The organism is Roseomonas sp. F4, assembly GCF_053891155.1.
Genome location: NZ_JBSSHK010000002.1, coordinates 547,648 through 565,331, shown reverse-complemented (window position 1 = coordinate 565,331; position 17,684 = coordinate 547,648). Strand labels below are relative to the sequence as shown.

General features: G+C 72.6%; 14 protein-coding genes. 7 read left to right on the top strand and 7 right to left on the bottom strand.

Going from position 1 to position 17,684, the window contains the following annotated elements; genetic code table 11:
• Positions 1–5 precede the first annotated feature (5 nt).
• The 4 genes from lptF to ACVFYP_RS09995 all read left to right on the top strand — a co-directional run bounded on the left by lptF (position 6) and on the right by ACVFYP_RS09995 (position 6,175).
• Positions 6–1,163, top strand: a complete 1,158-nt coding sequence (gene lptF / locus ACVFYP_RS10010) for an LPS export ABC transporter permease LptF (protein WP_499200026.1) — start codon at positions 6–8, stop codon at positions 1,161–1,163.
• 5 nt (positions 1,164–1,168) lie between these two features.
• Positions 1,169–2,308 carry an LPS export ABC transporter permease LptG gene (lptG, locus tag ACVFYP_RS10005; protein WP_499200025.1) on the top strand — a complete coding sequence of 380 codons (1,140 nt, stop codon included), beginning with the start codon at positions 1,169–1,171 and terminating at the stop codon, positions 2,306–2,308.
• Positions 2,308–4,623, top strand: coding sequence for an LPS-assembly protein LptD (locus tag ACVFYP_RS10000; protein WP_499200024.1), 2,316 nt, complete (start codon positions 2,308–2,310; stop codon positions 4,621–4,623). Before lptG ends, ACVFYP_RS10000 begins: the two co-directional genes overlap by 1 nt.
• A gap of 229 nt (positions 4,624–4,852) precedes the next feature.
• Positions 4,853–6,175 (top strand): peptidylprolyl isomerase, encoded by a 1,323-nt coding sequence (locus ACVFYP_RS09995; RefSeq protein WP_499200023.1) that lies wholly within the window; start codon positions 4,853–4,855, stop codon positions 6,173–6,175.
• Positions 6,176–6,203: 28 nt separating this feature from the next.
• On the opposite strand, the gene ACVFYP_RS09990 is transcribed toward ACVFYP_RS09995, so the two are convergent.
• From ACVFYP_RS09990 to ACVFYP_RS09970, 5 genes are all read right to left on the bottom strand, one after another.
• Positions 6,204–7,172: a M14 family metallopeptidase gene (locus ACVFYP_RS09990; protein ID WP_499200022.1), complete on the bottom strand. Its 969-nt coding sequence runs from the start codon at positions 7,170–7,172 to the stop codon at positions 6,204–6,206.
• The gene (gene argE, locus ACVFYP_RS09985) at positions 7,169–8,326 is read right to left on the bottom strand and encodes an acetylornithine deacetylase (RefSeq protein WP_499200021.1); all 1,158 of its coding nucleotides are present in this window, start codon (positions 8,324–8,326) and stop codon (positions 7,169–7,171) included. Before argE ends, ACVFYP_RS09990 begins: the two co-directional genes overlap by 4 nt.
• A gap of 66 nt (positions 8,327–8,392) precedes the next feature.
• Positions 8,393–9,361, bottom strand: a complete 969-nt coding sequence (locus ACVFYP_RS09980; protein WP_499200020.1) for a Bug family tripartite tricarboxylate transporter substrate binding protein — start codon at positions 9,359–9,361, stop codon at positions 8,393–8,395.
• A 92-nt stretch (positions 9,362–9,453) separates the two neighbouring features.
• The gene (locus tag ACVFYP_RS09975) at positions 9,454–10,191 is read right to left on the bottom strand and encodes a DsbA family protein (RefSeq protein WP_499200019.1); all 738 of its coding nucleotides are present in this window, start codon (positions 10,189–10,191) and stop codon (positions 9,454–9,456) included.
• Positions 10,192–10,199: 8 nt separating this feature from the next.
• Positions 10,200–11,597, bottom strand: a complete 1,398-nt coding sequence (locus tag ACVFYP_RS09970; RefSeq protein WP_499200018.1) for a M48 family metalloprotease — start codon at positions 11,595–11,597, stop codon at positions 10,200–10,202.
• Between ACVFYP_RS09970 and ACVFYP_RS09965 the strand changes: the two genes are divergently transcribed.
• Together ACVFYP_RS09965 and ACVFYP_RS09960 are read left to right on the top strand one after the other, a co-directional pair.
• Complete coding sequence (locus ACVFYP_RS09965) at positions 11,548–13,056, top strand: gamma-glutamyltransferase (RefSeq protein WP_499200017.1); 1,509 nt, start codon at positions 11,548–11,550, stop codon at positions 13,054–13,056. The two genes, ACVFYP_RS09970 and ACVFYP_RS09965, sit on opposite strands and share 50 nt — an antisense overlap.
• A complete protein-coding gene (locus tag ACVFYP_RS09960; protein WP_499200016.1) occupies positions 13,056–14,225 on the top strand; it encodes a pyridoxal phosphate-dependent aminotransferase in 1,170 nt (389 codons plus the stop codon). Before ACVFYP_RS09965 ends, ACVFYP_RS09960 begins: the two co-directional genes overlap by 1 nt.
• 27 nt (positions 14,226–14,252) lie before the next feature.
• Here the strand turns inward: ACVFYP_RS09960 and ACVFYP_RS09955 are convergent, their stop codons facing one another.
• Both ACVFYP_RS09955 and ACVFYP_RS09950 read right to left on the bottom strand, forming a co-directional pair.
• A complete protein-coding gene (locus ACVFYP_RS09955) occupies positions 14,253–15,098 on the bottom strand; it encodes a 4-(cytidine 5'-diphospho)-2-C-methyl-D-erythritol kinase (RefSeq protein ID WP_499200015.1) in 846 nt (281 codons plus the stop codon).
• The gene (locus ACVFYP_RS09950) at positions 15,095–16,813 is read right to left on the bottom strand and encodes a tetratricopeptide repeat protein (RefSeq protein WP_499200014.1); all 1,719 of its coding nucleotides are present in this window, start codon (positions 16,811–16,813) and stop codon (positions 15,095–15,097) included. Before ACVFYP_RS09950 ends, ACVFYP_RS09955 begins: the two co-directional genes overlap by 4 nt.
• Positions 16,814–17,031: 218 nt before the next feature.
• On the opposite strand from ACVFYP_RS09950, the gene ACVFYP_RS09945 reads away from it, so the two are divergent.
• A complete protein-coding gene (locus ACVFYP_RS09945) occupies positions 17,032–17,658 on the top strand; it encodes a Tat pathway signal protein (protein ID WP_499200013.1) in 627 nt (208 codons plus the stop codon).
• The last annotated feature ends 26 nt before the right edge of the window (positions 17,659–17,684 follow it).

The window sequence follows — 17,684 nt, the reverse complement described above, 5'->3', positions numbered from 1 at the left end:
GGCGGATGACACGGATCGACCGCTACATCCTGCGCCAGCTTCTGGGCGGCCTGCTGGCCGTGACCTGCGGCCTCGCCGCGCTGGTCTGGCTGACGCAGTCGCTGCGCTTCATGGAGCTGGTGCTGGATCGCGGCCTGTCGCTGGTGGTCTTCGTGCAGCTCACCGGGCTGATGCTGCCCGGCTTCGTCGCGGTGATCCTGCCCATCACCACCTTCGTGGTGGTGCTGTTCGTCTACGTACGTATGAACACGGACCGGGAGCTGGTGGTGATGCGCGCCGCCGGCCTGTCGCAGCTGCGCCTCGCCCGGCCGGCGCTGGTGCTGGCCACGGCCGCGGTCGGCCTGGGCTATGTGCTGAACCTGTGGCTGGTGCCGATGTCCCACACCGCCTTCCGCATCTGGCAATATGAAATCCGCAACGAGATGGCGGCGATCCTGGTGCAGGAAGGCGTGTTCTCCTCGGTCGGCGGCGACCTGACCGTCTATGCCCGGCTGCGCGACCGCGACGGCACGCTGCGCGGCATCCTGGTGCATGATGCGCGGGAGGCCGGCGCCCCGGCCACCATCCTGGCCGAGGTCGGGCGCATCTCGAACGGCCCCCATGGCCCCCGCGTGACACTGCAGAACGGCGTGCGCCAACAGATGGAACGGGTGCCGCCGCCTGCCGGCTCCCCGCCAGGAACCCCCTCCACCATGCGGCTCTCGGTGCTGAGCTTCAATGAGAACAGCGTCGACCTGGCCCGCGCCACGCGGCAGGAGGAGGTGCGTTTCCGCGATTCGCGGGAACGCGGCATCGCCGAGCTGCTGCACCCCGACCCCGCCGAACAGCTTCGCCCGCGCGACCTGGCCCGCTTCGTGGGCGAGGCGCATCAGCGCATGTCCGCGCCGCTGACCGCCCTGACCTTCGCGCTGGTCGGCATGGCGGTGGCGCTGACCGGGCAGTTCCGCCGCCATGGCGGCGGGCTGCGGCTGGCCATCGGCGTCGGGCTGGTGGTCGGGCTGCTGGCGATCGGGCTGACCATCGGCAACCTCGCCACCCGGGACAACAGCTTCGTCTGGCTGATCTGGGCGCATGCCACCCTGCCCGGCGTGATCGCCGCCTGGTGGCTGGTGGGCGCGCCGGGCCTGCCGCGCTTCCGCCCCGCCCCGATGCCGGCCGGCTGAGCCCCATGGTCCTGACCCCTACCCTGTCGCTGTATGTGGCCCGCGGCTTCCTGCTGGCGACGCTGCTGGTGATGGCGGCCCTGATCGGGCTGGTGGCGCTGTTCGACTTCATCGAGCTGCTGCGCCGCGCCGCCACCCGGCCGGATGTGGATTTCGGCATCCCCCTGCAGATCGCGGCGATGCGGCTGCCCTTCGTGGCCATGCAGATCATGCCCTTCGCCATCCTGCTGGGCGGCATCATCGCCTTCTGGCGCCTGACCCGGTCTTCCGAGCTGATCGTGGCGCGGGCGGCCGGCATTTCCGCCTGGGGCTTCCTGACCGGGCCGCTGGTGGTGGCGGTGCTGCTGGGCATGCTGGGCACCTTCGCCATCTCCCCCATCTCCTCCGCCCTTCTGTCGCGGGCGGAGCGGCTGGATTCGACCTATCTGCGCAGCGGCGGCGGGCTTACCTCCCTGGCCGGCGGCCGGCTCTGGCTGCGGCAGGCGGATCGGGGGCTGGAGCCGCAGGGGGTCGCCATCCTGTCCGGCCGCCCGGTGGCGATGCGGGAGGAAGCCTCCCCGGTGCCGCGCCGGCAGCCGCGCTTCGAATTGCAGGATGTGACCGTCTGGCGCCTGTCGGCCGATGACCGCCCGCTGGCGCGGCTGGAGGCGCCGCGCGCCCGGCTGATCTCCGGCGCCTGGGTGCTGGAGGATGCGGTGAGCTTCGGCGCCGATCGCCGGGCCAGCCCGCCCAGCCGCATCAGCCTGCCGACGGAGCTGACCCCGGACCGCATCCAGGACAGCTTCGCCTCCCCCGAGACCCTGGATTTCTGGTCCCTGCCCAGCTTCATCGCCGTGCTGGAGGAGGCGGGCTTTTCCGCCGTGCGCCACCGCATCCAGTTCCAGTCGCTGCTGGCCATGCCGGCGCTGGCGCTGGGCATGGCGCTGCTGGCCGCCGGTTTTTCCATGCGCCAGACCCGGCGCGGCGGCGTGGCGCAGATGATCGGCGGCGGCGTCGCCGCCGGCTTCGCCCTGTTCGTCCTGGACCGGGTGAGCAATGAAATGGGTGAGGCCGGGTCGCTGCCGGTGATCCTGGCGGCCTGGGCGCCGACGCTGGCCGGGCTATTGCTGGCACTCGCCCTGTTGCTGCATCTGGAGGATGGATGATGCCGCCGACCCCCCGGCCCGCCGGCACCGCCCCTCCTCGCCGCCGCAAGCTGCCGCCACCGATCCGGCCGGTGCCGCCCCTGCCGGTACCGGAGCCCCCGCTGCCCGACCCATCGCGGGAACCGCCATCCTGGCGGCTGGCCGGCCTCGCCGCGCTGACCGCGCTCGGGCTGGTGCTGTCCCCGACCGGCCCCGGCGCCCAGCAGGGGCTGATGGGAATCGGCAATCGCGGCACCAATGACGGCCCGGTGACCTTCACGGCGGAGGAGGTCGAATACGACCAGGTCAACAACGTCGTCACCGCGCGCGGCCGGGTGGAGGCCTGGCAGGGCGACCGGGTGCTGCGCGCCGATGAATTCACCTATGCCCGCGACACCGGCGTCGCCACCGCCACCGGCAATGTCGCCCTGGTCGAGCCGGACGGTCAGACCCTGTTCGCCGAGCGCGTGGTGCTGAGCGACGGCATGCGCGACGCGGCCATCGAGGGCATTCGCGGCCTGCTCGCCTCCAACGCCCGGCTGGCGGCGGCGGGTGGCCGGCGCACCGGCGGCACCGTGACCGACATGGCGCGGGTGATCTATTCCTCCTGCGACCTCTGCCCGGAGGACCCGACGCGGCCGCCGCTGTGGCAGTTGCGCGCCCGCATCGCGACGCTGGACAGCACCGAACAGCGGGTGCGCTACCGCGACGCGGCGGTGCAGTTCGGCGGGGTGCCGCTGCTCTACGCCCCCTATTTCAGCCATGCCTCGCCGGATGCGCCGCGCGCTTCCGGCTTCCTCTCGCCCACCTTGGGCCAGACCAACTTCCTCGGCGGCTTCATGGAGCTGCCCTATTACTGGGCGATCGACGACCATTCGGACGCGACCATCGCCGTCACCGCCTCCACCAAGCAGGTGCCGAATCTGGGTGGCGCCTATCGCCGCCGCTTCAATTACGGCGAAGTGACCTTCGAGGGCTCGGTCGGCAGCCTGGACGACACCAATGCGGATGGCATTGGCGGGCACATCTTCTCCCAGGGCCGCTTCACCCTGGATGAGAACTGGCGCGCCGGCTTCGCGGTGAACCGCGCCTCCTCCCGCGAATATCTCCAGGCCTGGCGCTACGGGGCCCCGCGGGTGCTGACCACCACGGCCTACGCCGAGGGGTTCTGGGGGCCGGAGGGCTATGCCCGCGTCGATACCATGCTCTACCAGGGGCTGGACGCGGCCAATTCCTCCGACCAGACGCCCTTCGTGCTGCCGCGCGGCTATGCCGACTACGTCTTCCCGACGGACAGCCTGGGCGGGCGCTTCACCGTCGATGCCTCCGCCTTCAGCCTGTTCCGCAGCAGCGGCACGGATACACGGCGCGTCGCCACGCGCGGCAATTACGAATTGCCGCTGGTGGGCGACCTCGGCGAGATCTGGACCTTCCGCACCCAGGCCGACATCGTCGGCGGCTGGGTCGATGGGCTGGCCCTGGCGCCGACCTACGGCAATGCCAGTGGCGACGGCTTCTATGGCCGCGGCCATGTCCGCACCGCCGTGGACTGGCGCATGCCCTTCCTGCGCAGCGCCGGCGAATATGGCGCGCAGGTGATCGAGCCGCGGGTGCAGCTGGTGACCGGCCCGGCCACCGGCGCGCAGCTGCGCTTCCCGAATGAGGACAGCCTCGACTTCGAATTCACCGATGCGAACCTGTTCAGCCTGAACCGCTTCGCCGGCCGCGACCGCTTCGAGGGCGGCACGCGGGTGGACGCCGCGCTGCGCGGCGCCTGGCTGTTCCCCAATGGCGGGCAGTTGGAGGGCCTGGCGGGCCGTTCCGTCCGCATGGCCACCGACGAGACCTTCGCCGATGGCTCCGGCCTGGAAAACCGCTCCTCCGACTGGGTCGGGCGGCTGCGGCTCGCGCCTGTCTCCTGGCTGGAGATGGTGGGCCGGGCGCGGCTGGACCGGGAAACCGGCGAGGGCCGGCTTTGGGACGGCACCGCCACCGTCTTCGGCGGCCCCTTCAGCCTCTCCGGCGGCTATTTGCTGACCAATCCGGCGCCGAATGTGACCACCCGCAAGCGGGAGGAATTCTCCCTCGGCGGCACGCTGCGGGTGAACGAGAACTGGCGGGTGGGGCTGTTCGGCCGCTACGACATCGGCCTCGACCGCCCGGTGGCCGCCCAGGCCTCCGCCACCTATGAGGATGAGTGCTTCATCTTCGAGACGCGATTCGTGCGAAGCTGGGCGGAAGATCCGACGACCCGGGCGGATTATACCGGCGGCACGCTGCTGCTGTTCCGCATCGGCCTGAAGACCGTGGGCGATTTCGGCCTGCGGGCGCTTTGACCGAGATGCCGGCGCTGCCAGCCCATCGGCGGGGCGCAAGGCGTTGAGGGTGTTCAGTATTTTAGAAGCCGCCCTCACCCTGCCCTCGCCCCCCTTCGGGTGGAGAGGGTTTTTGGGTGGTCTGACAGGGGTTGACCCTGGCCTTTGGCCGCCCGGCTTTTCGGGACGGGCCCGAAATGCGCTCGGTCAGGTGATTTCGCCGGCCCGGGGAATGCTCTAGGAAAGCGCCATGCGTCCCACCTTCCGCGCCCTGCTGCTGTCCGCCCTGGCCAGCGCCCCCCTCCTTCTCCTGCCCGGGCTCGCCGCGGCCCAGGGGGCGGCGCCGCGCGCCGTCGCCCAGGCCGCCGGTCCGCAGGCCAACCGCATCGTCGCCGTCATCAACGGGGACATCGTGACCCGCGCCGATGTCGATGGCCGGCGGCGCCTGTTCGCGCTGAATGCCGGGCTGAACATCACGCCGGAGGTGCTGGAACGCCTCACCCCGCAGGTGACCCGCCTGCTGGTGGATGAGCGTCTGCGCATGCAGGAGGTGCAGCGCCGCCGCATCCCCGTCACCGACAACGACATCGCCAGCGCGGTGGCGGAGCTGGAACGCCGCAACGGCCTGCCCGCCGGCGCCCTGGTGGCCCAGCTGCGCCGCGCCGGGGTGGAGCCCCGCGTGCTGTACGACCAGCTGCGCGTGCAGATCGGCTGGGCCCGGCTGGTGCGCCAGCTGCTCGGCCCGCAGGCCGAGCCCGGCGAGGCCGAGGTGGCGGAGCTGATCGCCGGCCAGCGCGCCCGCACGGGCCAGCCGGAATTCCTGGTCAGCGAGATCTTCGTGCCGATCGACAACCCGTCGGAGGAGGCCGAGGTCCGGACCTTCGTCGATGAGGTCGTGGCCCAGCTTCGCCGCGGTGTGCCCTTCCCCGTCGCCGCCACGCAGTTCAGCCAGTCCCAGACCGCCTTGCAGGGCGGCGACCTGGGCTGGGTGGGGGCGGAGGCGCTGGACCGGGAAGTGGCGGATGTGGTGCGGCAGATGCCGCCCGGCGCCATCGCCAACCCGATCCGCGTGCCCGGCGGCTTCCAGATCATCGCCCTGCGCCAGCGGCGGGAGGTGGGGCGCGACATGGCGACCATGCTGACGCTGCGCCAGGCCTTCTTCCCCTTCTCCTCCCCGCTCGACCCCAACAACCCGACGCAGCAGCAGATCCAGACGGTGGAGCGCGCCCGCGCGCTGGCCAGCTCCGCCCGGACCTGCGAGGCGGTGGAAGCCGCCGGCCGCGCCGCGAATAGCGGCCGCGATCCGGACCCGGGCGAGGTGCGGCTGGAAGGCGTTCAGCCGCCGCCGCTGCGCCAGCTGATCGGCAGCCTGCAGCCGGGCCGCGCCAGCCAGCCGGTGATCGCCCCGGACGGCGTCGCCGTGATCATGGTGTGCACCCGCGAAACCCGGAACCAGGCCGAGCTGACGCCGGACGCGGCCCGCGCGCAGCTTGTGCGCGACCGCGCCGAGCTGTTGTCACGGCAGGTGCAGCGGGATCTCCGGCGGCGGGCGCAGATTGAGATGCGTAGCTGAAGGGTTTTTGAGGGGGCGGGCCACGGCCCTACCCCTCAAACTTCGCCAGCCTGACCGCCGTATGCCCCCGCATCACCCGCGGGCTCGGCATCACCAGCAGACACGAATCGTGTGGGGTCCGCACCTCGATCTCCCCGTCCAGGGCGATCAGCGTGTTCCGCTGCGGCACCACCTCGCCGCCCCGGAAATCGCGCAGGAAGGCGAAGCCGCTGGTGGTCGCGGTGACGGTGCGGGTCACGCGGGCCAGGCGGCCGGGGGGGAGTGGTTCCTCGGGCGGCAGGGCCGCGCCGGGCTCGGCCATGCCCAGGCGGCGCAGCAGGCGGGCGGCGGCCTGTTCCATCAAGGCGAGGGTTTCGGGCTGCCAATGCGGGCCGGCTTCCAGCAGCAGGGCGCTGGCGCCGTCCTTGAAGCGGGCGTGGTCGATCAGGCGCGTGCCCGCCGCATGGCCGTCATCGGCCACCACCAGCGGCGGCGTGCCCATCGCCTGGCCCAAGGCGCGGGCCGCCGCGCCGGGGCCTGAGAGGTAGAGCGGGTCGGAGGGCCAGAGCATCGAATGCAGGTCCAGCAGCACGTCCGCCTGCTGCACCACCGGCACCAGCGCCCGCGCCCGGTCCAGCTCCACCGAACGGCGCGGCCCGGCCAGCAGTTCGGGCGCCCAGACGCGGTTCAGATCCTCCTCGACGAAGCGGCTGGCGGTGGGGTCGGCGGGGTCGAAGCGGTCGAGCGCCGCCAGATTGGCGAAAACCAGGGTCAGCGTGCCGCGCCGCGGTCGCACCCCCTCCCGCAGCCAGCGCTGCAGCAGCAGCGCGCCGGCGATCTCGTTGCCATGCACGGCGCCACAGATCACCAGATGCGGCCCCGGCTCCGCCGCGGCGAAGCGCCACACGCCCGGCAGGCCGGCATTGCCCGCCCGCCAGCGCGCGAGCGAAGGCAGCGGCAGCCCCACCTTCAGCGAGGGCAGGCCGATATCGCCCAGGGGCGGCAAGGGATGAATCACGCGGCCATCCTGTCGCCGAGCCGGTCGAGGAAGGCGCAGCAGGCCGCCAGTTCGGATAAGGCGATCCATTCCTCCGGCTGATGCGCCTGCGCCACGTCGCCCGGGCCGCAGACCAGCGTGGCGATACCGGCATTCTGGAACACGCCCGCTTCCGTCGCGAAGGGCATCCGCGCCGCGCCGCCCACCGCGCCGCAGCCCACCGCCAGGGCGAAGAGCGGATGCGCCGGGTCGAGGCTGAGCGGCGGGGCGTGGCAGCGCGGGCGCAGGCGGAATTCGGCCTCCGGCGCCCTGGCCTGGAGGTCCGGCAGCAGGGTTTCGCGCGCGAAGGCCAGCAGCGAATCGCGCACGGCCTCCGCCGAATCGCCGGGCACGGCGCGCACCTCGAAAACGAATTCGGCCAGGTCGGGCACGATGTTCAGGATGCTGCCGGCGCGGAAGGTGCCGGTATGGACGGTGGTATAGGGCGGGACGAAGCCCTCGGCCCGGCGGCCTTCGGTGGCGAAACGGCGGGCGGCGTGTTTGAGAAACACCACGGCCTCCGCCGCCGCCTCCAGCGCATTGGCGGTGCGATGCGCCTGGGAGGAATGGCCGGTGCGCCCCGTCACCTCCACTTCCCAGGAGGCATAGCCCTTATGGGCCACCACCGGCGCCATCAGGCTGGGCTCGCCGACGATGCAGAGCGCCGGCGGCGGGCCGCCTTCGGCCAGGCTGTCCACCAGCAGGGGCGCGCCAGCAAAAGTGGTTTCCTCGTCAAAGGACAGGCAGAGGTGGATCGGCCGCGCCAGGGGTTTGGCCAGCAGGCCGGGGACGGCGGCCATGACGCAGGCCCAAAAGCCCTTCATGTCGACGGTGCCGCGGCCGGTCAGGCGGCCGTGGTCGCGGCGCAGGCCAAAGGGGTCGGCCGCCCAGGCCTGGCCCTCCACCGGCACGCAGTCGCTATGGGCGGAAAGCGCCACGCCACCCGCGACGCGCGGTCCGAGCACCGCATGCAGTGCCGCCTTCCGCCCTTCCGGGTCGAAGACGAGCCGGCTCTCCACGCCCTGCCGGGCGAGGTCATCCCGCACGAAATGCACCAGGTCGAGATTGCTGCGCGCGCTGGTGGTGTCGAAGCCCACCAGCCGGTCCAGCATCGCGACCGCCTGTTCCGCCGCCATTCGTGAATCTCCCGCACCGCAGTCTATACGGCGGTGGGATGGCGGCAAATCGCGGCTCGGCTTCGTCTATTGCGCCAGGCCAAGTTCCCGCAGCACGGTGCGGTTCATGTCGCTTTCCTCGGCGAAGCGGCTGCGGAAGGCGGCGCCGGGCAGGTAGCGCGGCACGGCGTTCAGCCGCTCCGCCGCCAGCTTGAAGGCGGGGCTGGCGACCGCGGTGGCGCAGGCACGCTCGATGGCCGCCGCCGCCGCGTCCGGCATATTGGCCGGGCCGACGAGGCCGCCGGCGGAGCTGCCATCGATCGGGTAGCCCAGCTCCGCCACCGTCGGCACCTGCGGCAGGGCCGGCATGCGTTCGCGGCCGAAGACGCCCAGCATGGGCAGGCCGGAACTGGTGGGGATGGAGGGGCTTTCGACGAAGACCTGGATCTGCCCGCCGAGCGCCGCGGTGGCCATCGGCCCGGCTCCGGTGAAGGGCACGTGCAGCCCGTCGACTCCGGCGGCCTTCAGCAGGGCCGCCATCAGGATGTGCTGGGTGCTGCCCTGGCCGGGGGAGCCATAGACCAGCGCCTCCCGCCCCGATTTCGCATGGGCGATCATGCCGGCGAAATCCTGGAAGGGCGCGCCGCGGCCGCCGACCAGCACCTGCGGGTTGTCATAGACCAGGCAGAGGAAGCGGAAGCTGTCGATGGAATAGGACAGGCTTTGCAGATGCGGCTGCGCCGTCAGCGGATTGTTCGGCGACATGCCGATCGTGTAGCCATCCGGCGCCGAGCGGGCCAAGGCGGCGTCGCCGATGGTGCCCGCCGCCCCGCCACGATTGGCCACCACCACCGCCTGGCCCAGCGCCTGGCTGAGTTCGGTCTGCAAGGCGCGCGCCATCAGGTCCGTGTTCCCGCCGGGCGGATAGGGCACGATCATCTGGATGGGGCGCGACGGATAGGCTTCCTGGGCCACCACGGCGGGGGCCAGCACAGCGGGGCTGGCGGCCAGCAGCAGGCCGAGCGCCAGGGCGGCGCGGCGCGTCAGTTTGGACATGTGGTTCCCCCAATCTTGCTTACGGCAGGACGGAAGCCTGCCGGCCAAGGGGGGTCAAGCGCGCCGGGCGGCGGCGGGCTTGGCGCGCGGCCTCAACGCGCCGCGCGGGCTTCCGCCACCAGCCGTTGCAGGGTGGGCAGGTCCACCGCGCCGGGCACCAGGGTCTGGCCGATGACCAAGGCGGGCGTGCCCTCGATGCCCAGGGTCTGGGCCAAAGCGAGATTGGTCTGGATGCGGGCCTGCACCGCCGGGTCCTCCATGTCGCGCCGCAGGCGGGACCAGTCGAGCCCGGCGCGTTCCGCCTGCTGGCGCAGCACCGGCTCCGTCGGTTCGGTGCGCAGCGCCATCAGCGCGTCATAGAGCCGGCCGTAGCCGCCCTGGCGCTGCGCGGCGAGCAGAGCGCGGGAGGCGAGGACGCTGTTCGGACCCAGGATCGGCAGGTCCTTCATCACCACCCGCAGATTGGGGTCGCTGCGGATCAGCGCCTCCATGGTCGGGTGCAGCTGCTTGCAGTAGCCGCAGCGGGCGTCGAAGAACTCCACCATGGTCACGTCGCCGCGCGGATTGCCCTTCACCGGGTCGCCAGCATCCTGAAACAGGGCGGCGGCCTGGGCGGCGATGGCGCCGCGCTGCGCCTCCGCGCGGGCCTGCTGGTCCGCCGCCTCCAGCCCGCCAATGGCATCCCGCAGGATGGTCGGGTCCTCCCGCAGCGCCTGGCGCAGGATCTCGACGATCTCGGCGCGCTGGGCGGGGGTGAAGGTCTGGGCCCAGACGGTGACGGGCACCGCCAAGGCCAGGATCACGGCGGCACTGCGGAGCATCTTGCGCATGGGATTCCTCATCGGCCGCTCCGCGGCGTGTTCTCGACCTCGGCGGCGTTGCGCAGGTCCTGCGCGCGCAGCCGCTGCGGGCCGGCCGGCAGCGCGGCCTCGGCGCGGCGGGCCAGCATGCGGGCGGTGCTGTTCTCGCCCTGTAGCAGCGCCTCCTCGGCCAAAGCCAGATCGGCCAGCGGCATCTGGCCCAGCCGGCCCTGGGCGATGGCCACCTGGCGCCAGACGAAGGGGCTTTCGCGCTCGGTCCGCAAAGTGGCCTCCAATTCCTCCAGCGCCTGGCGAAGCTGGGCGGGCTGGCCCAGCTCGATCAGCACGCGGGCATGGCTGAGACGGATCATCGCCTCATCCGGGGCGAGTCGGCTGGCCATGTCATAGGGGGCCAGGGCCTCCGCCGGGCGATGGCCCTCGAACAGGATCTGGCCCTTCAGCTCATGCAGCCAGGGGATGCGCGGCGATTCGGCGATCAATTCATCGACCAGCGCCACCGCCTCCGCGATGCGGCCGGAGCGGAACTGGGCGATGGCGCGGGCATAGCGGGCGGGGCGGGCATTGTTGCCCGGCGCGTAGCGGCGCCAGGTGACGGAGGGCGGATCGATGAAGGCATCCAGCTTCGCCCGCACCATGGTGAATTCCTCCTCGAACCCCGCCGGCAGGGGCGCGTCGGAGAAGCGGGACCGGGCGATATGCTCGCGGGTGAATTCCAGCCGGTCGCGCGACAGGGGATGGGTGCGGAAGTAGGGGTCCTGCCGGCCGACGGCCAGAAGCTCCTGTTCCAGAAGCTTTTCCAGCAGCGATTCCATGCCTCGGGCGGACCAGCCGAGGCGGTCGAGATAGGTGACGCCGGCCTGGTCCGCCGCCTGTTCCTGGCTGCGGGTGAAGGCGTAGAACTCCCCCATCGCGCTGGCCTGGCCGCCCAGCATGCCCGCCGCCAGCGCGCCCGACTGGCCGGAGGCCGCCGCCGCCGCGCCGCCCAGCAGCATGGCGGCGACGGAGCGCAGCATGGCCGCGCGCATCTCATCCGGCATGCGGGCCAGGTGGCCGCCGGCGATATGGCCGGTCTCATGCGCCAGCACGCCGATCAATTCCCGCACCGATCCGGCCTGCTGGATCAGGCCGGTATGGATGAACAGCCGGTTGCCGGTGCTGACGAAGGCGTTTATGGCCCGGTTCTGGATCAGCGTGATCCGAACCAGTCCCGGATCCACCCCCGCGGTGCGGAACAGCGGGTGGGACAGGCGCCGGATCAGGTTTTCGGTTTCCGCATCCCGGATGGTGACGATGCGCTGGGACGCCGATTGCGCCGCGGCCTGTCCAGGGACGACCAGCACGGCGAGAAGGGCGAGGACGACCAGCATGACGACCAGCTTGGTGCCGGCGATCGACAAGGTCAGGGGGCGCGACATGGGCGCCAGCCTAGCGCGATCGGTGCCCCCTTCCCACCCCGCATGGCGGGGCGCCGGCCGGGCGGCCTTCGCGCTGGCCCTGCTGCCGGCGCTGGCGGCCTGCGGCGGGCTGCCCGAATCGGGCGGCGGGGCGCAGGCCGGCGAGGAAGGCTTCGTGCGCGGCTTCCTGGGCGGCATCGCGACGGAGGAGCCGCGCGCGGCCCTCACCGGGCGCAATGTGCTCTCCGCCGGCGGGTCCGCCGCCGATGCCGCGGTGGCGGCGGCGCTGATGCTCAGCGTCACCCAACCCTCCCGCGCCGGGCTTGGCGGCGGTGGCGCCTGCCTGGTCTACACGCCCAGCCGCAATGAGGTGGAGGCGATCGTCTTCCCCGCCGGCGCGCGGACCGCCGTGCCGGCCGGCGCCGACCGCCCGGCCGCCGTGCCGCTGATGGCGCGCGGCCTGTTCGCCCTGCATGCCCGCGCCGGCCGCCGGCCCTTCGAGGAGCTGGTCGTCCCGGCCGAGCAGGCCGCCCGCTTCGGCACCGAGGTCAGCCGCACCTTCGCCGCCGACCTCGCCGCCGTCTCCGGCCCGCTGTTCCAGGACCCGCAGGTGGCCGCGGCCTTCTCCGCCGGCGGCCGGCCGCTGCGGGCCGGGGAGCGGATGACCCAGGCCGATCTGGGCGCCACGCTCGCCACGCTGCGCACTGCCGGTGTCGGCGACCTGCACCAGGGCGGGCTGGCCCGGCGGCTGGAGGAAACCTCCCGAGCCGCGGGGGGCGGGCTGACGGTGGAGGAGCTGCGCGTGGCGGTGCCGCAGGTGGTGGCCCCCGTGCAGCTGCGCGCCGGCAACGACCTGGTGTCCTTCCTGCCGCCGCCCGCCGATGGCGGTCTGGCGGCGGCGGCGGCCTTCGCGGCGCTGCAATCCGGCGCCGCGCCGGATGCGGCGGCGGCGCGGGGGGAGGCCACGGCGGCGGCCTGGCGGGCGCGGGGCGGCGATGCGATGACCCTGCTTTCCGCCACCAGCCTGCCGGGCGGCGGCCTTGGCGTGCTGCCGGCCTCCACCGGGCTGACGGTGCTCGATCGGGACGGCATGGCGGTGACCTGCGCCTTCAGCATGAACAACCTGTTCGGCACCGGCCGCATGGCGCCCGGCACCGGCATTCTGATGGCGGCCGCGCCGGGCATCGGCCAGGTGCGGCCGGCGCTGCTCTCCGCCGGGCTGGTGCACAGCCCGAACCTTCGGTCCTTCCGCGCCATGGCGGCCGGCAGCGGCCAGCAGGGGGCGCCGCTGGCGGTGGCACTGCCGCTGGCCCGCATCCTGTCCGGCGCTGACGCGGCCTCCGCGGTGGGTTCGGCGCCGGAGCCCGCGCGCACCCAGCTGATGGCCTGCCCGCGCTACCTGCCGGGCGACGCCAATAGCTGCCAGGGCCTGACCGATCCGCGCGGCGCCGGCCTCGCCTTGGGTGCCGTGGACCGCTGATGGCGTTGAAGACGGGCCGGGGGGCGGAGGCGCCGCCCTTCCTGGTGATGGATGTGATCGCGGCCGCCAATGCGCGCGCCGCGACGCTGCCGCCCGGCGCCCCCGGCATCCTGCGCATGGAGGTCGGCCAGCCCGGCAGCGGCGCCCCGCGCGGCGCGGCTGAGGCGGCGATCCGCGCGCTGCAGGCCGCGAATCCCATGGGCTATACGGAGGCCTTCGGCCTGCCCTCCCTGCGCGCCCGCATCGCCGCGCATTATGCGACGAAGTACGGGGTGGCGGTGCCGGCGAGCCGGATCGCGGTGACGGTGGGCGCCTCCGGCGCCTTTCCGCTGGCGTTCCTGGCGGCCTTCGATGTCGGCGACCGGATCGCCATGGCGGCGCCCTTCTACCCGCCCTATGCGAATATCCTGACCGCGCTCGGCATGGTGCCGCAGATGCTGCCCTGCGACGCTTCGACCCGCTTTCAGCCGACGCTGGACATGCTGGAAAAGCTGGACCCGCGGCCGGACGGGCTGATCGTCGCCAGCCCCTGCAACCCCGCCGGCACCATGCTGGCGCCGGAGGAATTGGCCGCGATCGCCCGCTGGTGCCATGCCAATGGGGTGCGGCTGGTCTCCGACGAGATCTATCACGGCCTGTCCTATGGCACCGTGGCGGAGAGCACCGCGGCGGCGTTCTCGGGCAGCGCCATCGTGGTGAACAGTTTCTCGAAGTACTTCTCGATGACGGGCTGGCGCATCGGCTGGCTGGTGCTGCCGGAGGATCTGATCCGCCCGGTGGAATGCCTGGCCCAGAACATGTTCATCAGCGCGCCGCATATCGCCCAGGTGGCGGCCGAGGCGGCGTTTGACTGCGCGGAGGAGCTGGAGGCCAACAAGGCCGGCTATGCCCGTGCGCGGGCGGCGCTGCTGGCGGGCCTGCCGGAGGCCGGCTTCGACCGGATCGCCGCCGCCGATGGCGCCTTTTACCTGTGGTGCGATGTCGGGCACCTGACCAATGACAGCCTGGAATTCTGCGCCCGGATGCTGGAGGGGGCGGGCATCGCGGCCTCGGCCGGCGTCGATTTCGACCGGGAGCGTGGCGGGCGGTTTCTGCGCTTCAGCTATTGCGGGGCGGAGGCGGCGATGGTCCAGGCGCCGGGGCGGTTGAAGGCCTGGCTGGGGCGCTGACGGGAGCCCCCACCCAATCCTTCCCCCTCAGCTGAGCAGCCGCCCACCCCATCGCCACCAGTCCTCCGGCAGCGTGGCCGCCGCTTGCGATGCCGCCTCCGCGGTCGCGAAAATCCCAAAACAGGTGGCGCCCGAACCGCTCATGCGGGCCAGCAGGCAGCCCGGCTGGGCGGCGATGGCGGCGAGCACCTCCGCCACAGGCGGGCACAAGCTGATGGCGGCGTCCTGAAGGTCGTTGCCCAGAGGGCGCAGCCAGTCCGCCAGATCGGCAGCATCGGCCCAGCCGCTGGGCAGGCGGGCTTCCGGCGCGAAGCCGCCCTGGCGGGCGCGGAAGACGGCGGGGGTGGCGAGGGGCAGGCGGGGATTGGCCAGCAACAACCCGCAGGGGGGCAAAGTCGGCACGGGGGACAACACCTCCCCCACCCCCCGCATCCGCGCAGGCTGGCCGGTGACGCAGACCGGCACATCGGCGCCGAGCCCGGCCGCCAGCGCCGGCAGGTCGGCCGAGACGCCCCAGAGCGCCGCCAGCACCCGCAGCGCGGCGGCCGCATCGGCCGAGCCGCCGCCGATGCCGGAGGCCACGGGCAGGTGCTTTTCCAGGCGCAGCGCCGCGCCCCGGGTCACGCCGGTGGCTTGCGCCAAAGCGCGGGCGGCGCGCAGCACCAGGTTGTCGGGCTCCGCCGCCAGCGCCCCCGCCTCCGGCCCCGCCAGCGTCAGTTCCAGCGCGTCCGAAACCGTGGCGGTGACGCGATCACCCACCCCGGCAAACACCGCGAGACTGTCCAGCAGGTGAAAACCGTCGGCGCGCCGCCCGGTGACGCGCAGATACAGGTTCACCTTCGCCGGGGCGAAGCCCGGATCGGCGGCGCTCAATCGCGGCGCTGCGCCGTGGAGGCCGGCGGGTCCGGCAGGCCGTCGCGCAGCTTGGTGGTGATCTTGGCGAGGTCCTCCGGCTCCGGCTCCAGCCCCAAGGCGCGGCGCCATTGGAAGCGGGCCTCCTGCTGCCGGCCGGCGGCCCAATAGGCGTCGCCCAGATGGTCGTTGATGACGGAGTTGCGCGGCTCCAGCTCCACCGCGCGTTCCAGCGTGCGGATGGCGGCGGGGAAGTCGCCCATGCGGTAGAGCGCCCAGCCGAGGCTGTCGACGATGTTGCCATCCTCCGGCCGCAGCTGCACCGCGCGTTCCAGCATGGCGCGCGCCTCGACCAACCGGTTGCCCTGCTCGACCCAGGTATAGGCCAGGTAGTTCAGGACATAGGGCTGTTCCGGCGCCAGCTCGAGCGCCCGCTGGAAGTCCGCCTCACCCCGCGCCCAGTCGCCGGCGCGTTCCCGGGCGATGCCGCGGGCGTAGAACAGCGGCCAGTCAGCGGCAGTGGGGTTGGCGATGCGCGACAGGGCGCCGTCATAGGCCGTGGCAGCCTCCGGGAAGCGGCTGCGGGAGCGCAGCAGGTCGCCGAGGCGCGCCAGCGGCTGCGGCGATTGCGGCAGGGTCTGCGCCAACCCGCGCAGCGCCGCCTCGGCTTCCGGCACACGGTCCATGCGGTCGAACAGCGCGGCGCGGCGCAGCGCGACCACCGGGGCCATGAGGTCGTTGCCGGGGATGCCTTCCAGCACCGCCAGCGCCGTTTCCGGGTGCCGTTCCTCGGCATAGTTCTCGGCGATCAGCAGCAGGGCCGGGCTGAAATTCGGGCGCAGCCGCAGCGACAGCCGGGCGAGGATCAGCGCCGCATCGCCGGCCCCCTGCTGGCGCAGCGCGGCGGCCAGCGCGAGATAGGCTTCGGCGATGCCCTCCACCGGGGAGGATACGGCGCGCGTTTCCATCAGCGCGCGGCGGCCGACGGGGGTGGCGGCGGCCAAAGCGTAGTCGCCCAGGCCTCGGGCCAGGCCATCGACCAGCGCCATCGACTCCGCCTCCCGCCCATTGCGGGCGAGGATGGAGGTGGCGAGTTGCAGCAGGCGCAGCGAGGGTTCGGGGGTTTCCGCCATGGCGAGGCGGATGGCGCGCTCGGCTTCCTGCGGCCGGCCGGCGAGATCGGCGATCAGGGCCACGTGCAGCAGATGCAGGCCGCGCAGGGCGCCCGCCTCCGTCAGCGGGCGCAGGGTGGCCAGCGCCGCATCGGTCTGGCCCTGGCCCTGCTGCACCCAGGCGAGCAGCAGCGGCTTCAGGAGCTGAGAGGGCCCCTGGTTGGGCAAGGCGCGGACCCGCTGCTCGGCGCGGTCCCAGCGCCCGGCGGTGGCCTCGGCGCCCACCAGCAGCAGGGCGGCGGCCTGGTTGCTGGGCAGGCGGCGGGCCAGGCGCAGTGCCTCCGGCCGCCCATCCAGCAGGGCGGCGGCGAAGGCGCGGTTCAGCACCTCGGGCTGGTTCGGCTCCCGCCGCAGCGCCTCCAGCAGCCGGTCGGCGGCGATGCGGGTGTCCGTCTCGGTCTGGGCGAAGCGGCCGGCGAGGTAGTTGCCGAAAACGCCCTCCGGCTCCGCTTCCGCCGCCGCGGCGGGGGTGGTGGCGGGGCCGGGCGTGCCGGCGGCGGCACAGCCGGACAGCAGCGCGGCCGCGAGGAGGAGGGCACGGCGGGGCGGGACGGACCACATCATGGCGGGAGCCTAGCAGGCAAATCCGGCGCTCCGCCAGAAGGCGCCCGCTGCGGAGCAGCATTGGTGATGGTAGCGGGGCAGCAGGGAGTGATGGCTGGGGTCAGCAGGTGGCGGAAGACGCCATATGTCGAAATATTGTGACGGGGCTTTCACCCCTCGCCCATAAATCCCGCTGTTACATGTCCCGCTTCAATCGACACCCAGGGAGTAGAATGCCAATGCGCCGCCCCGTCCTCGCCCTTTTCGCGCTGCTCGCGGGCCTTCTGGCCGCCGGGGCGGCGGAGGCACAGAATCGCTTCTGGCTGGTCAATGACACAGGCCGCACCATCGAGCGTGCCTATGTCTCATCCTCCCGCGTGCAGGATTGGGGGCCGGACATCCTCGGCACTTCGGTGCTGCCCAATCGCGAAAGGGTCTGGGTGGTGCCGGCCTTCGGGGATTGCATCCTCGATATCCGCGTCACCTATCAGGGCGGCGGCGAGGCGACGCGCATGCAGGTGAATGCCTGCGGGCTGAGCCAGGTGGTCTTCGGCGGCGGCGGCGGCGGGGCGGGCACCGGGGCGCAGGTCAGCCCAGGCCGGCCGGCGGGGATGAATCCCTCCTTCAACTTCGTCAACGGCACGAATGTGACGATCCGGGAGTTGTATGTCTCGCTGTCCACCGATGGCGGCTGGGGGCCGGACCGGCTTGGCGCGCAGGTGATGCAGCCGGGCCAGCAGGTTTCGGTGCGGCTGCCGGCGGGCGTGACCTGCGCGGTGGATATGCGCGTGGTCTATGTGGACGGCCGCGCCTTCGAGCGGCGGCGGCAGGAGACCTGCAGCCTCAACAGCTTCGTCTGGCGTTGATCGCTGCGATGAGGGGCCGGGCGGCC

What these genes read in the sequence shown, in the direction of transcription:
- lptF (WP_499200026.1), top strand. Translation starts at nt 6, where the DNA reads ATGACACGGATCGACCGCTACATCCTGCGCCAGCTTCTGGGCGGCCTG.
- lptG (WP_499200025.1), top strand. Translation starts at nt 1,169, where the DNA reads ATGGTCCTGACCCCTACCCTGTCGCTGTATGTGGCCCGCGGCTTCCTG.
- ACVFYP_RS10000 (WP_499200024.1), top strand. Translation starts at nt 2,308, where the DNA reads ATGCCGCCGACCCCCCGGCCCGCCGGCACCGCCCCTCCTCGCCGCCGC.
- ACVFYP_RS09995 (WP_499200023.1), top strand. Translation starts at nt 4,853, where the DNA reads ATGCGTCCCACCTTCCGCGCCCTGCTGCTGTCCGCCCTGGCCAGCGCC.
- argE (WP_499200021.1), bottom strand. Translation starts at nt 8,326, where the DNA reads ATGGCGGCGGAACAGGCGGTCGCGATGCTGGACCGGCTGGTGGGCTTC.
- ACVFYP_RS09980 (WP_499200020.1), bottom strand. Translation starts at nt 9,361, where the DNA reads ATGTCCAAACTGACGCGCCGCGCCGCCCTGGCGCTCGGCCTGCTGCTG.
- ACVFYP_RS09975 (WP_499200019.1), bottom strand. Translation starts at nt 10,191, where the DNA reads ATGCGCAAGATGCTCCGCAGTGCCGCCGTGATCCTGGCCTTGGCGGTG.
- ACVFYP_RS09965 (WP_499200017.1), top strand. Translation starts at nt 11,548, where the DNA reads ATGACGACCAGCTTGGTGCCGGCGATCGACAAGGTCAGGGGGCGCGAC.
- ACVFYP_RS09970 (WP_499200018.1), bottom strand. Translation starts at nt 11,597, where the DNA reads ATGTCGCGCCCCCTGACCTTGTCGATCGCCGGCACCAAGCTGGTCGTC.
- ACVFYP_RS09960 (WP_499200016.1), top strand. Translation starts at nt 13,056, where the DNA reads ATGGCGTTGAAGACGGGCCGGGGGGCGGAGGCGCCGCCCTTCCTGGTG.
- ACVFYP_RS09950 (WP_499200014.1), bottom strand. Translation starts at nt 16,813, where the DNA reads ATGATGTGGTCCGTCCCGCCCCGCCGTGCCCTCCTCCTCGCGGCCGCG.
- ACVFYP_RS09945 (WP_499200013.1), top strand. Translation starts at nt 17,032, where the DNA reads ATGCGCCGCCCCGTCCTCGCCCTTTTCGCGCTGCTCGCGGGCCTTCTG.